Genomic DNA, 13,493 nt, shown 5'->3' on the forward strand with positions numbered 1-13,493 from the left:
TCTGTCGACTGGGTGTCGAGTGTCGAGGTAAAAGACCGGACGTGTTGTCACTGCCGCCTGGCACACTCCCGTGCATGACCGGAACAACGGGGGCGATCACTTCTCGGGAGACCCTGATCGGGGCGGTCCGTGCGGGGGCGCGCATCAAGTATCTGCACTTCTGGGGCCACCGGCCCCGCCCGGACGGCCGTGTCGGCCCCAGCTGCCTGAGCCAGTGGTGGCCGTCGCCGTTCACGGTGGACGGCGTGACCTACGCGACGGCCGAGCACTGGATGATGGCCGGCAAGGCCCGCCTGTTCGGCGACGCGGAGGCGGAGCGGCGCGTCCTGGCGGCGGAGCACCCCGCGGAGGCGAAGAAGGCCGGCCGCCTGGTCCGCGGCTTCGACGAGGCAACCTGGCAGCGCGAGCGCTTCGCCCTGGTCGTCGAGGGCAGCGTCCACAAGTTCACGGCCCACACCGACCTGCGCCACTTCCTCCTGAACACGGGCGACCGCGTCCTGGTCGAGGCAAGCCCGGTGGACCGCGTATGGGGCACAGGCCTGGCGGCGGACGACGAGGCGTCGGGGGACCCGGAGAGGTGGCCGGGGTCGAACTTGCTGGGGTTCGCGCTGATGGAGGCGAGGGCACGGCTGAGAGGCCTCGGCGCGTCCGGCGTGTGAGGACGAGGCGCCGAGCGCCGAAAGGGGGCTGGGCGCGCAGCCCCCGGGGTCGGGACGGAAAGGGGCGGTGGAGGGCGGAAACCCCTCCTACCCGAGCAGCATCAGCAACCCGAACCCCACCCCGAGCACCAGCCCCGCCACCCCGCAGATGATCCCGGCCAGCGCCTGCCCGGCATTCGTGGCCTCCCCCCGGGACGCCTTCGCCCGCCCCACCACCCCGAAGATCACGGCCAGCACCCCGGCCACGATGGCAACGGGCCACAGGCAGAACACCGCCGCCGAGACGATCCCGAGCACCAGCCCGGCCGTCCCCGTCCCGTTGCTGGGCATCGGCGCCGCACCCCAGCCGTGGTAGCCGTGCTGCTGGGAGCCGTACCCGGTCTGCCCGGGATGGCCGTACCCACCGGGATAGCCGTAGGGCACCCGCCCGGGCCCGTCGGGCGCGATGGGCGGCGGCGGAACGGCATCGTCCGGCGCGGCGAAGGGGTTGGCGGACGTCCCGCCGGCATACGGCGGCGGCGACGCGAAGGCCCCGCCGTACCCGGGCCCGGAGCCTGGCGGCGCAACGGCGGGCGTGGCCCAGGGCGCGGCGGGAGACGGCGGGGGAACACTGCCGGGCGCGGCGGGAGAGGCCGGCGGCACCCCATACGCCGAGGCCCCGTACGACGAGCCGCCCTGCCCCGGAGCGCCGTACGACGAGGCCCCCGGAGCCCCATACACGGGCGCCCCGTCCCCCACCGCCGGCATGGAGGTCACCGTCTGCTGGTCGTGCACGGACGGCGCAGGCCAGGTCAGCGGCTCACCGGACGCCATCGTCGTGCCGGGCCCCTCCTGCCGGCCCGGAGTCCCTTCCGGCGTCCACGGCTCCGTCCGCCCCACCGCTTCCCCGCCGCCTGCCGGCTCCCGCGCGTCGTCGGACATGACGGGCCCCCCTCTGTCGACCGTCCTGTCATGCTACGGCCCGCCCTCCGGACAGCGCGGCCCCGGCCTACGATGATCCCGAGTCACCGATCAGCCGATCACCCGCGTCCCGCAGCCGCGCATCCCCGGCCGGGGCGCCGTTCCCGGGGAGGAACCTTGACCGAGCACCTCGTAGAGCCGCGTCTCCCGCGCGACCTCAGCGCCTTCGTCGCCGGGCTGCCGAAGGCGGAACTGCACGTGCACCACGTCGGCTCCGCATCCCCCCGGATCGTCGCGGAGCTGGCCGCCCGCCACCCCGACTCCAAGGTCCCCGCCGACCCCGAGGCCCTGGCCGAGTACTTCACGTTCACGGACTTCGCCCACTTCATCCAGGTGTACCTGTCCGTCGTGGACCTGATCCGCACCCCCGACGACGTCCGGCTGCTGACCTACGAGGTGGCCCGCGAGCTGGCCCGCCAGCAGGTGCGGTACGCCGAGCTGACCGTCACGCCGTACTCGTCCGTGCGGCGCGGGATCGACGAGCGGGCGTTCATGGCGGCCATCGAGGACGCGCGCAAGGCGGCCGAGGCCGACTTCGGGACCGTACTGCGCTGGTGCTTCGACATTCCCGGCGAGGCCGGTCTGGAGGCGGCGGAGGTGACGGCGCGGCTGGCCACGGACGACCGGCTGCGCCCGGAGGGCCTGGTGTCGTTCGGGCTCGGCGGGCCGGAGGCCGGGGTCCCGCGCCCGCAGTTCAAGCCGTACTTCGACCGCGCCATCGCCGCCGGGCTGCACTCGGTGCCGCACGCCGGGGAGACCACCGGCCCGCAGACGGTGTGGGACGCGCTGACGCACCTGCGAGCGGAGCGCATCGGGCACGGCACCAGTTCCGCGCAGGACCCGCAGCTGCTCGCGCACCTCGCCGAGCGGCGCATCGCGCTGGAGGTCTGCCCGACGTCGAACATCGCCACGCGCGCGGTCCGCACACTGGAGGAGCACCCGATCAAGGAGTTCACGCGGGCCGGTGTCCTCGTCACGATCAACTCGGACGACCCGCCGATGTTCGGCACCGACCTGAACAACGAGTACGCCGTCGCCGCCCGCCTGCTCGACCTGGACGAGCGGGGCCTTGCCGACCTCGCGAAGAACGCGGTCGAGGCGTCCTTCCTGGACGAGCCCGGCAAGGCCCGGCTGACGGCCGAGATCGACACGTACACGGCCGGCCGGCTCGCCTCCTGATCCCGCGCGCAAAGGACCCTCATGCGGAACGTGACGGCAGTGGCCCACCGCGGCGACCCCTACCGCGTCCGGGAGAACACCATCGCCTCGCTGCGGTCCGCGCTCCACCGGGGCGCGGACGCGGTGGAGGTCGACGTACGGCTCACCCGGGACGGTGTGCCCGTGCTGCTCCACGACGGCACGCTGAAGCGGCTGTGGGAGCACGACCGGCCACTGCTGTCGCTGTCGGCGGACGAGGTGCGCGGTCTGACCGGCGGGCGCGTGCCGACACTGGCGGAGGCGCTGGCGGCGGCCGACGGGCACCGGGTGATGCTGGACCTGCCCGGCACCCCGGACGTGCGGGCGGCCCGCCGGGTCGTGGACGCCGTACGGCAGTGCGGGGCGCAGGACCGCGTGTACTACTGCGCGGGCGCGCGGGCGATGCTCGCGGTGCGGGCGGCCGACCCCGCGGCGGAGATCGCCCTGACCTGGACGACGCTGGCGCCGCCGCGGCCCGCGCTGCTGGAGGCGGTGCGCCCGCGGTGGCTCAACTACCGCTTCACCCTGCTGGACCGGGACCTCGCGCGGCGCGTCCACCGCGACGGCTACCTGCTGTCCGCCTGGACCCCGGACACCCGCCGCTCGATGCGCCGCCTGCTGGACCTGGGCGTGGACTCGATCACGACCAACCGCATCGACACGCTGCACACCCTGCGCACGGCCCGCCCGTCGGCGTGAGCGGGGGGCGACGCGTCCGGCCCCCGGGCGACCCCGCACCGGACGGCCGACCCGCGCCGGCCGGACGGGTCCCGTAGGGGAAGTCACCCACGACACCCCCGCCCCACGCGCCCGTTGACTCGGGGACGGCCGGGGGGCGGCACCCTCCCGTACGACGATCCGGTCGGGCCCGTACGCCCGGAGGATGATCGCGTCCCTGCGCCGATCCCCCGAGGAGCCCCCGTGCACGTCCGCCCGACCGTCGTCGCCCTGGCGACCGCGCTCACCGTCGGCCTGACCGCCCTCCCCCTCGCCGGCAGTGCCGCCGCACAGCCGGCGTCGTCCTGTGCCGTACCGGAAGGACCCGCCACCGCGCCGGAAGGACCCGCCGCCGCGGCGGACGGCCCCGACGTCGAGGCGCTGTGCGCCGCGCTCGCCGGGCTGCCCGACGAGGACGCGACGGCCGCGCTGGTCAGGGTGGGCGGCAGGGGAAGCTGGCACGGCGTGGCCGGCGTGCGCGACCTGCACTCGGGCGCGCCGGCGCTGCCGAACGCCCGCTTCCGCGCCGGTTCCACCACGAAGATCGTGACGGCGGCGCTGGTGCTGCGGCTCGCCGCCGAGGGACGGATCTCACTGGACGGCACGGTGCAGCAGTACCTGCCCGGCCTGCTCACGGCGGACTTCCGGCCGGTGACCGTACGGCAGTTGCTGAACTTCACCAGCGGACTGCGGCCCGGCGCGTCCCTCGGGGACAGCACCGAGGAGATGTACCCGCGCCGGTTCGAGACACTGACGCCCGAGGAGGTCGTCGCCGCGTCCGTCGCCAAGGGCCCCGGCCACGCGCCCGGCGCGGAGCAGCACTACGGCAACATCCACTACACGGTGCTCGGCATGCTGATCGAGAAGGTCACCGGCGACACGTACGCGCACCAGGCCGCCGTACGGATCTTCCGGCCGCTCGGCATGCGCCACACGTCGTTCCCGGCGGGCCCCGATCCGCGCATCCACGGCCCGCACCACCGCGGCTACGAGGTGATCGGCGGCCGGCTCACGGACGTGACCGACTGGAACATGTCCGACCGGTGGGCCGCCGGGGACATGATCTCCACGACCGCCGACCTGGAGCGGCTGCTGACGGCGCTGTTCCGGGGCCGCGTCGTGGCTCGGCCGCACCTGCGGGAGATGTTCACGGTCCCGGACGTGCCCGGCGCCAGGATGGGCGCCGCTCTGGAGAGGTTCGAGCTGAACGGCAGGGAGATCTGGGGCAAGACGGGCTCCCGGCCCGGTTACCACACGGTCGTCGCGGCCACCCGCGACCTGTCCCGCACCGTGGTCTACTCCGTCAACGCGACCGACGCGCGCGGGGACGGCCTCGCCGTCGCCGCCCGCTTCGCCTTCCCGGCGTTCAGCCGCTGACGGCGAAGGCCCCGGAGGGGAGACGGCCCCGTACGGGATACGTCCCGTACGGGGCCGCCGCACCGCCCCGCGGGTTACCCGTCCAGCGAGGTCATCACGTGCTTGACGCGCGTGTAGTCCTCGAAGCCGTACGCCGACAGGTCCTTGCCGTAGCCGGACTTCTTGAAGCCGCCGTGCGGCATCTCGGCGACGAGCGGGATGTGCGTGTTGATCCACACGCAGCCGAAGTCGAGCTTCTTCGACATGCGCATGGCGCGGCCGTGGTCCTTGGTCCACACGGAGGAGGCGAGGGCGTACTCGACGCCGTTCGCGTACTCCACGGCCTGGTCCTCGTCGGTGAAGGACTGGACGGTGATGACCGGGCCGAAGACCTCCTTCTGGATGATCTCGTCGTCCTGCTTGAGGCCAGAGACGACGGTCGGCGCGTAGAAGTAGCCCTTGTCGCCGACGCGCTGGCCGCCCGCCTCGACCTTGGCGTGCGCGGGCAGGCGGTTGACGAAGCCCTCGACCTGCGCGAGCTGGTTGGGGTTGTTCAGCGGGCCGAACAGGACGTCGTCGTCGTCGGGCATGCCGGTCTTGATCTCGGACGCGGCCTTGGCGAGCGCGGACACGAACTCGTCGTGGATCGACTCGTGGACCAGCACGCGCGTGGCGGCCGTGCAGTCCTGCCCGGCGTTGAAGAAGCCCGCCACCGAGATGTCCTCGACGGCCTTGGCGATGTCGGAGTCCTCGAAGACGACGACCGGCGCCTTGCCACCCAGCTCCAGGTGGACGCGCTTGAGGTCCTTGGACGCCGACTCGGCGACCTGCATGCCGGCCCGCACGGAGCCGGTGATGGAGGCCATCGCCGGGGTCGGGTGCTCGACCATCGCGCGGCCGGTCTCGCGGTCGCCGCAGATGACGTTGAAGACGCCCTTGGGCACGATCGAGCCGATGATGTCGGCCATCAGGACGGTGGAGGCGGGGGTGGTGTCCGACGGCTTCAGCACGACCGTGTTGCCCGCGGCGAGCGCCGGGGCGAACTTCCACACGGCCATCATCATCGGGTAGTTCCACGGCGCGACCTGCGCGCAGACGCCGATGGGCTCGCGGCGGACGATCGACGTCAGGCCCTCCATGTACTCGCCGGCCGAGCGGCCCTCGAGCATCCGCGCCGCGCCCGCGAAGAAGCGGATCTGGTCCACCATCGGCGGGATCTCCTCGGTGCGGGTCAGCCCGATCGGCTTGCCCGTGTTCTCCACCTCGGCGGCGATGAGCTCCTCGGCGCGCTCCTCGAACGCGTCGGCGATCTTCAGCAGGGCCTTCTGCCGCTCGGCCGGGGTGGTGTCGCGCCAGCCCGGGAAGGCCGCGGCGGCGGCGGCCATGGCGGCGTCCACGTCCGCCCGGCCGGACAGCGGAGCGGTCGCGTACGCCTCGCCGGTCGCGGGGTTGACCACCTCGGTGGTCCGTCCGTCGGCGGCGTCGCGGAACTCGCCGTCGATGTAGTTGCGCAGACGTCGCAGCTCGGTGCTCACTGCAGGCCCTCCTGGTGTTCCTGGTGGGGGTTCAAGGTGTCCAACCTCTGAGACACCCACCCTAATCCGTCGCCCGACGTTTTCAACACCCCCGACCGAGCCGTTACTGCGAAATCCGCAAGCTACACGCCCGCAAACAACGGATTTCATCGATCAGGGCTTGCGAAACTGTCGAGACGTCGTGCACAGTGACGTCGTGGCCAGTCGAAGCGCAGACCAGAGGGACTCCAGCCAGTCCCGCAACGGCGGATCCACGTTGGACGCCGTCTCCCTCGCCATCATCGAGCAGCTCCAGGAGGACGGCCGCCGGCCGTACGCCGCGATCGGCAAGGCCGTCGGCCTGTCCGAGGCGGCCGTGCGCCAGCGCGTCCAGAAGCTGCTCGACCAGGGCGTGATGCAGATCGTCGCCGTCACCGACCCGCTGACCGTCGGCTTCCGCCGGCAGGCGATGGTCGGGGTCAACGTGGAGGGTGACGTGGAGTCCGTGGCCGACGCGCTGACCGCCATGCCGGAATGCGAGTACGTGGTGATGACCGCGGGCTCCTTCGACCTGATGGTGGAGATCGTCTGCGAGGACGACGACCACCTCCTCGAGGTCATCAACAAACGCATCCGGGCCGTGCCCGGCGTGCGCTCCACCGAGAGCTTCGTCTACCTCAAGCTCAAGAAGCAGACCTACATGTGGGGAACCCGATAATCGTGAGCACCGACAGCCCCAAGGACCTCAGCAAGTCCGCGTACGACCACTTGTGGATGCACTTCACCCGCATGTCCTCGTACGAGAACGCCCCCGTCCCCACCATCGTCCGGGGCGAGGGCACGCACATCTACGACGACAAGGGCAGGCGCTACCTCGACGGTCTCGCCGGCCTGTTCGTGGTCCAGGCCGGACACGGCCGCGTCGAGCTCGCCGAGACCGCCTTCAAGCAGGCCCAGGAGCTGGCGTTCTTCCCGGTGTGGTCCTACGCCCACCCCAAGGCCGTGGAGCTCGCCGAGCGCCTCGCCCACCACGCGCCGGGCGACCTGAACAAGGTCTTCTTCACCACCGGCGGCGGCGAGGCCGTCGAGACCGCCTGGAAGCTCGCCAAGCAGTACTTCAAGCTGACCGGCAAGCCCACCAAGTACAAGGTGATCTCCCGCGCGGTCGCCTACCACGGCACTCCGCAGGGCGCCCTGTCCATCACCGGCCTGCCGGCCCTGAAGGCCCCCTTCGAGCCGCTGGTGCCGGGCGCGCACAAGGTCCCGAACACCAACTTCTACCGCGCCCCGATCCACGGCGACGATCCGGAGGCCTTCGGCCGCTGGGCCGCCGACCAGATCGAGCAGCAGATCCTCTTCGAGGGCCCGGACACGGTCGCCGCGGTCTTCCTGGAGCCGGTGCAGAACGCGGGCGGCTGCTTCCCGCCCCCGCCCGGCTACTTCCGGCGGGTGCGCGAGATCTGCGACCAGTACGACGTGCTGCTCGTCTCGGACGAGGTCATCTGCGCCTTCGGCCGCCTCGGCACGATGTTCGCCTGCGACAAGTTCGGCTACGTCCCGGACATGATCACCTGCGCCAAGGGCATGACCTCGGGCTACTCCCCGATCGGCGCGTGCATCATCTCCGACCGCCTCGCCGAGCCGTTCTACACGGGCGACAACACCTTCCTGCACGGCTACACCTTCGGCGGCCACCCGGTCTCGGCCGCGGTCGGCATCGCCAACCTCGACCTGTTCGAGCGCGAGGGCCTCAACCAGCACGTCCTCGACCACGAGGGCGCCTTCCGCGCCACGCTGGAGAAGCTGCACGACCTGCCCATCGTCGGCGACGTCCGCGGCAACGGCTTCTTCTACGGCATCGAGCTGGTCAAGGACAAGGCGACCAAGGAGTCCTTCACCGCGGAGGAGACCGAGCGCGTCCTGTACGGCTTCCTGTCGAAGAAGCTCTTCGAGAACGGCCTGTACTGCCGTGCCGACGACCGCGGCGACCCGGTCATCCAGCTCGCCCCGCCGCTGATCTCCGACCAGGAGACGTTCGACGAGATCGAGCAGATCCTGCGCGCGACGCTGACGGAGGCGTGGACGAAGCTCTGACCCACGGCGGTTCAGCCGGTTGTACGGCCCGGGGTGCACCCTTACGAGTGAGAAGGGCGCACCCCGGGCCGCGTGCTGTCCGGCCTCGCGGCCCCGGCTCCTTAGCGTGCCCTGTAACCGATCGGCCCTGCCTTCGTTCCCCCGCACGAGGGATTTCGCGAACCGCGCACGGCATTTCTGATCTGAACCGAGGTGTACGCCCATGGTGGCCCCGCCGGACAACGACGTGCTCTGGGCACGCGCTCTGCATCTGACGCACCGCGACGGCTCCCCCGCGCTGCAAGGCGTCTCGCTCGGCGTCCGGGAGGGCGAGATCCTCGCCGTCAGCGGCCCGCGCGGCAGCGGCAAGACCACCCTGCTGCGCTGCCTGTCGGGACAGCTGGCCGCCGGACGCGGCGAGGTCTGGTTCAACAGCGTGCCCGTCCACACCATGACCCCGCTGCACCGCGAGCGGCTGCGCCGCGACCGGTTCGGCTGGATCGACCCGGCGCCGGTGCTCGTCCCCGAGCTGAACGTCTGGGAGAACACCGCCCTGCCGCTGATGCTGCGCGGCATCGGCAGACGGCGCGCCAAGACGGCCGCCCTGGAGTGGCTGGAGCGCCTCGACGTCGGTGACGTGACCCGCAGACGGCCGCACGAGCTGCGCCAGACCCAGCGCCAGCGCGTCTGCATCGCCCGCGCGCTGGCACCCACGCCGACAGTGCTGTTCGCCGACGAGCCGACCGCGCCCCTGCACCGCGCCGACCGCGCGCACGTCCTGCGCACGCTCACCACCGCGGCCCGCTCGCACGGCATCACCGTCGTCCTGGCCACCCACGACCCCGACACCGCGGCGCTCGCCGACCGCACGGTGTCGCTGCTGGACGGGCGGCGGGTGAAGACCGTGCACCTGCCGCCGGTGCCCGAGTCGGAAGGCCGGGCCGCGTGCTCGCTCTCCGTCTGACCCGCGGTTCGCACCCGTCCGTCCGGCTGCGCCGCCTGCTGGTCGCGGCGGCGTCGGCGGGCACCGGGTTCCTGCTGCTGTCCACCCTCGGCTACGCGATGAGCCACCCGCCGGGGAGCGCCGTCCTGCGCCTGGCCTGGTGCGTGGCCCCGCTGGCCGCCACGGTGTACCTGGCGGCGGCCGTCGCCCGTATCGACCCGGGCACCCGGCCCCGGCCCAGCCTGTCGGCGATCGGCCTCGGCCCCGCCCGCCTGATGGCCCTCTCGGCGGCCACGACGGCCCTGTCCTGCACGCTGGGTTCGGCGGTGGCGCTGCTGGTCTTCCTCCACCTGCGCGGCGACCTCACCGGCACGCCCGTCGACGGCGCCGCCACCGAGTTCCTCGCAGCCGGCCGGCCCCTCCCGCTGCCGGCCGCCCTGACCCTCCTGGCTCTTGCCCCGGCTCTCGCGTCCCTCACGGTGGCCCTGCTGCTGCGGCCCCGCGACGACCGGGGCGAGACGGTACGCAGGGCGGCACGCGCCTACCGGTGGTCGGCGGCGTACGGGCGCATTTGGGTCAACGGGACGGCGACGGTGCCCGCGGCCGCGCCGGTGGCGGCGGGGGCGGCCGGGGCCGGGACCACGGGGGCGAGCGCGACGGCCGGGGCGGCCGGGCCGACCGGGAGCGCCGGCGCCGCGGGAACAGCGACGCTGACCGGCACCCGCCCCCCCGCCTCCCCGCAAGGACCCGCCGACCCGGCACCGACCGCGGCCACGTCCGGCATCCCCGGCTCCCTCGTCCCCGCTCCCGGCACCGCCCCGGCCGGCCTCCCCTGGGGCATCGCCGTCGTGGCCGCCGGGCTCACCGTCGAGGCGTACGGGAGCCACAGCGCGGGCGGCGGCGGGGTCGACCTGCCCGGAGGGCTCGGGGGCGGCCCCGTCGGTGTGCTGGCCGGCCTGGCGCTGACGGCCGTGGGGCTCGCGCTGGCCGGTCCCGGCCTCACCCACCTGTGCGGCCGGCTGCTCCAGGCGGTCCGGCCGGGCGCCCTGCGGCTCCTGGCCGGCCGGGTCCTCATGACGGAGGCCTCCCGCATCGGCCGCCCCCTCGGCATCGTGTGCGCGGCCCTGGCCGTGATGCACGCGTCGACGGCGCTGCACGACGCCCGCGGCCCCGCCGCCGGCCCGCTCACCGTCCTGGGCGCGCTCGTCGTGACCGGCTGCACGGTGGGGACGGTGCTGATCGCCGCCGTCGAGGCCAGGGACGCCCGCGCCGACACCACGGCGGCACTGCTGCGCCTCGGGGCGCCCGCGACGATGCTGCGCGGCGCGGCCCTGCTGCGCACCGGCGCCGTCCTGGTCCTGTTCGCGCCGCTGACGCTGCTCGTCGCGGAGCTGGCCGCGCTGCCGCTCGCCCGCTGAAGCCTGTCCGAAAAAACACCGTGACCGGCGATGACTTCCGCGGGGCTGCCCGGTCTACCTACCGTCCACATCGGAACGACACCGGGAGAGACCCCGCATGTACCAGCAAATGATCTTCGTGAACCTGCCCGTGAACGACCTCGACGCCTCGAAGAAGTTCTTCACGGACCTCGGCTACACGATCAACCCGCAGTTCAGCGACGAGAACGCGGCCTCGGTCGTGATCAGCGAGACCATCGTCGCCATGCTGCTCACCAAGCCGTTCTACTCCAGGTTCACCAAGAAGGAGATCGCGGACGCCACCAGGACCAGCGAGGTGCTGCTCGCGCTGAGCGCCGAGAGCCGCGAGAAGGTCGACGAACTGGTCGACAAGGCGATCGCGGCGGGCGGCACGGAGTCCGGCGAGAAGCAGGACCAGGGCTTCATGTACGGCCGCTCCTTCGACGACCTCGACGGACACACCTGGGAGGTCGTGTGGATGGACCCGGCCGCCCTGGAAGGCTGAGCCCCGCACCGGCCAGGCCCGTCCGCGGCGGCGATGCCTAGCATGGGCGGGTGCCTCATACACCCGCCCAGGCCTTTCACGCCGCCCACGACCGCGAGATCGAGTCGCTCGCCGAGTTCGACCAGGTCCTCGCCGAGCACCGCACACTGGCCCACTACCGGGTCCAGGCCGTCGACCTGACGGACCGTACGGACGCCCTGCTGTCCGTCGCCTGCGAGGGCGCCGTCTTCCTCGGCTGCCCGATGGACCCCGGGGCCGCCGCCGCGCTGCGCACCGCGGGCGCCCTGGTGTTCCCGCCCGTACCGGGCGTGCCCTTCGACCCCTACCGCGGGTTCGTCTACACCCCCGAGGAGCTGTTCGCGCACCTCGAGGAGGGCTACGACGCGACACCCGACGCCCGCACCTACGCGTGGTTCCAGCTGACCAAGGCGGACGGCGACGTCTTCGCGTCGATGCTGCGCGCCATCCACGACGACGCAGTGTCGGACGCCCTGGACGAACTCCTCGCCGGCGCCCCCGTGGTCGGTGTCATGGGCGGTCACGCCATGGCGCGCGGCACCGACGCCTACGCCGGGGCCGCCCGCCTGGGCCGCGAGCTGACCCGCGCCGGGTTCACGGTCGCCACCGGCGGCGGGCCGGGCGCCATGGAGGCGGCGAACCTCGGCGCGTACGCGGCGCCGTTCGGCGACACCATGCTGGACGAGGCGCTCCAACTGCTCGCCAAGGCACCGTCGTTCGCGCCGTCGGTGACCGACTGGGCGCGCGCCGCCTTCGAGGTGCGCGGGCGCTGGCCGGGCGGCGGCGCCTCGGTCGGCATCCCGACCTGGTTCTACGGTCACGAGCCGCCGAACGCCTTCGCCGCGCACATCGCCAAGTACTTCGCCAACGCCACCCGCGAGGACGGCCTGCTGGCCCGCTGCACCGCGGGCGTGGTCTTCCTGCCGGGCGCCGCCGGCACCGTGCAGGAGGTCTTCGACAACGCGACGCCGAACTACTACGAGTCGCGGGGCGAGCCGACGCCGATGGTGCTGGTGGACCGGGCGCACTGGACGGAGCGGCTGCCGGCCTGGCCGTTGCTCCGGTCGCTCGCGCGGGGCCGGTCGATGGAGGCGCGGATCGCGCTGGTCGACGGGATCGAGGAGGCTCCCGAGGCGTTGAAACGCCTGAGGGCTTAATAAGACGGCAAAGTCAACGCGGTTGGCGGGCATATGCGTTGACACTGCTGATGCGCTGCCAATAGACCTGTGAGCCTCATGGGTGTGGTGGTGTCACACCATCCGCCCTCAACCCCCCGCATTGTGCGCATCACGTGAAGGACCAACGTGACAGTCCTGTCCATATCCCGCCGTACCGTCGCACGTTCCGTGCGCGTTCTCGGTGTTGTCTCCGCTTCGGCCGCGCTCGCGGTCGGGGCTTCGGGCACCGCCCTCGCCTGCAACATCAATGAGTTCTCCGCCGCCGCCAAGTGCGAAGGAGACAAGGGCGTCATCACCGTCACCGACGTCGACCCGTCCGGCGTGCCCGCCACCGTCACCGTCTACCTCCAGAACAACGGCGCCGACCTGAGGAAGGTCGGCGAGCAGGTCGTCAAGGGCTCGCGCGAGGGCGTCACCATCACCTTCGCCGAGGACTGGAAGCCGAACGCCGAGTACCGCGTGCACGTCGAGGCGAAGCCGTACGTCGACGAGGACATCAAGCCGAACCTCGTCACCCCGGCCACCGCCTGCACGAAGGAGGCGACCCCGACCCCGTCGGCCACGCCGACGCCGACGCCCTCGGAGTCCGCTTCCACCCCGTCCGGTGAGACCGGCACGCCGACCCCGTCCGCCCCGCAGAGCACGCCTCCCGCGGGCACCGGGACCAACGCCCCGTCACCCGCGGGCGGCGACTCGAACCTCGCCGAGACCGGCGCGGACTCGAACACCGGCCTGATCGCCGGCATCGCAGCCGCCCTGGTCGTCGTCGGCGGTGGCGCGGTCTTCTTCGGCCTGCGCCGCCGCGGAGCGAACAGCGACAGCTGACGCCCCGCCGGACGGACGGCCCGCCCCCGATTCCCCCGGGACGCTGTTGGTTAATCCGGGCCGTGATGCTTCGCCCCGTCGAGTTGCTCGGCGGGGCGAAGCCTTGCGAAGTGGCTGGTGCGGGTGCGGG

The 13,493-nt window shown here is 72.7% G+C and carries 13 protein-coding genes; 11 read left to right on the forward strand and 2 right to left on the reverse strand.

Annotation, left to right across the window (positions count from 1 at the left end):
• Positions 1–74: 74 nt before the first annotated feature.
• Positions 75–659, forward strand: coding sequence for an NADAR family protein (locus tag AB0M97_RS25085; protein ID WP_365963222.1), 585 nt, complete (start codon positions 75–77; stop codon positions 657–659).
• 87 nt (positions 660–746) lie between these two features.
• Here the strand turns inward: AB0M97_RS25085 and AB0M97_RS25090 are convergent, their stop codons facing one another.
• Entirely contained in the window at positions 747–1,082 is a 336-nt protein-coding gene (locus tag AB0M97_RS25090; protein ID WP_365963223.1) for a DUF4190 domain-containing protein, read from the reverse strand.
• Between the two features lie 654 nt (positions 1,083–1,736).
• Here AB0M97_RS25090 and AB0M97_RS25095 point away from each other — a divergent pair.
• The 3 genes from AB0M97_RS25095 to AB0M97_RS25105 all read left to right on the forward strand — a co-directional run bounded on the left by AB0M97_RS25095 (position 1,737) and on the right by AB0M97_RS25105 (position 4,910).
• Positions 1,737–2,798, forward strand: coding sequence for an adenosine deaminase (locus AB0M97_RS25095; protein WP_365963224.1), 1,062 nt, complete (start codon positions 1,737–1,739; stop codon positions 2,796–2,798).
• 21 nt (positions 2,799–2,819) lie between these two features.
• A complete protein-coding gene (locus tag AB0M97_RS25100; protein WP_365963226.1) occupies positions 2,820–3,515 on the forward strand; it encodes a glycerophosphodiester phosphodiesterase in 696 nt (231 codons plus the stop codon).
• Between the two features lie 222 nt (positions 3,516–3,737).
• Positions 3,738–4,910: a serine hydrolase domain-containing protein gene (locus tag AB0M97_RS25105; RefSeq protein ID WP_365963227.1), complete on the forward strand. Its 1,173-nt coding sequence runs from the start codon at positions 3,738–3,740 to the stop codon at positions 4,908–4,910.
• A 74-nt stretch (positions 4,911–4,984) separates the two neighbouring features.
• On the opposite strand, the gene AB0M97_RS25110 is transcribed toward AB0M97_RS25105, so the two are convergent.
• Positions 4,985–6,424, reverse strand: coding sequence for a gamma-aminobutyraldehyde dehydrogenase (locus tag AB0M97_RS25110; RefSeq protein ID WP_365963228.1), 1,440 nt, complete (start codon positions 6,422–6,424; stop codon positions 4,985–4,987).
• Between the two features lie 181 nt (positions 6,425–6,605).
• On the opposite strand from AB0M97_RS25110, the gene AB0M97_RS25115 reads away from it, so the two are divergent.
• From AB0M97_RS25115 to AB0M97_RS25145, 7 genes are all read left to right on the forward strand, one after another.
• Positions 6,606–7,121 carry an Lrp/AsnC family transcriptional regulator gene (locus AB0M97_RS25115; protein ID WP_365963229.1) on the forward strand — a complete coding sequence of 172 codons (516 nt, stop codon included), beginning with the start codon at positions 6,606–6,608 and terminating at the stop codon, positions 7,119–7,121.
• A 2-nt stretch (positions 7,122–7,123) separates the two neighbouring features.
• Complete coding sequence (locus AB0M97_RS25120; protein ID WP_365963230.1) at positions 7,124–8,497, forward strand: aspartate aminotransferase family protein; 1,374 nt, start codon at positions 7,124–7,126, stop codon at positions 8,495–8,497.
• 202 nt (positions 8,498–8,699) lie between these two features.
• Positions 8,700–9,440: an ATP-binding cassette domain-containing protein gene (locus AB0M97_RS25125; protein ID WP_365963232.1), complete on the forward strand. Its 741-nt coding sequence runs from the start codon at positions 8,700–8,702 to the stop codon at positions 9,438–9,440.
• Entirely contained in the window at positions 9,422–10,837 is a 1,416-nt protein-coding gene (locus tag AB0M97_RS25130) for a hypothetical protein (protein WP_365963233.1), read from the forward strand. The genes AB0M97_RS25125 and AB0M97_RS25130 overlap by 19 nt, the downstream gene beginning before the upstream one ends.
• Before the next feature lie 97 nt (positions 10,838–10,934).
• Positions 10,935–11,342, forward strand: a complete 408-nt coding sequence (locus tag AB0M97_RS25135; protein WP_365963234.1) for a VOC family protein — start codon at positions 10,935–10,937, stop codon at positions 11,340–11,342.
• A gap of 50 nt (positions 11,343–11,392) precedes the next feature.
• Positions 11,393–12,517: a Rossmann fold nucleotide-binding protein gene (locus AB0M97_RS25140; RefSeq protein WP_365963235.1), complete on the forward strand. Its 1,125-nt coding sequence runs from the start codon at positions 11,393–11,395 to the stop codon at positions 12,515–12,517.
• Positions 12,518–12,706: 189 nt separating this feature from the next.
• Positions 12,707–13,363 (forward strand): LAETG motif-containing sortase-dependent surface protein, encoded by a 657-nt coding sequence (locus AB0M97_RS25145; RefSeq protein WP_365963237.1) that lies wholly within the window; start codon positions 12,707–12,709, stop codon positions 13,361–13,363.
• The last annotated feature ends 130 nt before the right edge of the window (positions 13,364–13,493 follow it).

The organism is Streptomyces sp. NPDC051207, from assembly GCF_040682395.1.
GTDB lineage: Bacteria > Actinomycetota > Actinomycetes > Streptomycetales > Streptomycetaceae > Streptomyces.

Excerpts from the sequence above, each read along its gene's own strand:
- AB0M97_RS25085 (WP_365963222.1), top strand. The coding sequence starts at position 75 with ATGACCGGAACAACGGGGGCGATCACTTCTCGGGAGACCCTGATCGGG.
- AB0M97_RS25100 (WP_365963226.1), top strand. The coding sequence starts at position 2,820 with ATGCGGAACGTGACGGCAGTGGCCCACCGCGGCGACCCCTACCGCGTC.
- AB0M97_RS25125 (WP_365963232.1), top strand. The coding sequence starts at position 8,700 with ATGGTGGCCCCGCCGGACAACGACGTGCTCTGGGCACGCGCTCTGCAT.
- AB0M97_RS25135 (WP_365963234.1), top strand. The coding sequence starts at position 10,935 with ATGTACCAGCAAATGATCTTCGTGAACCTGCCCGTGAACGACCTCGAC.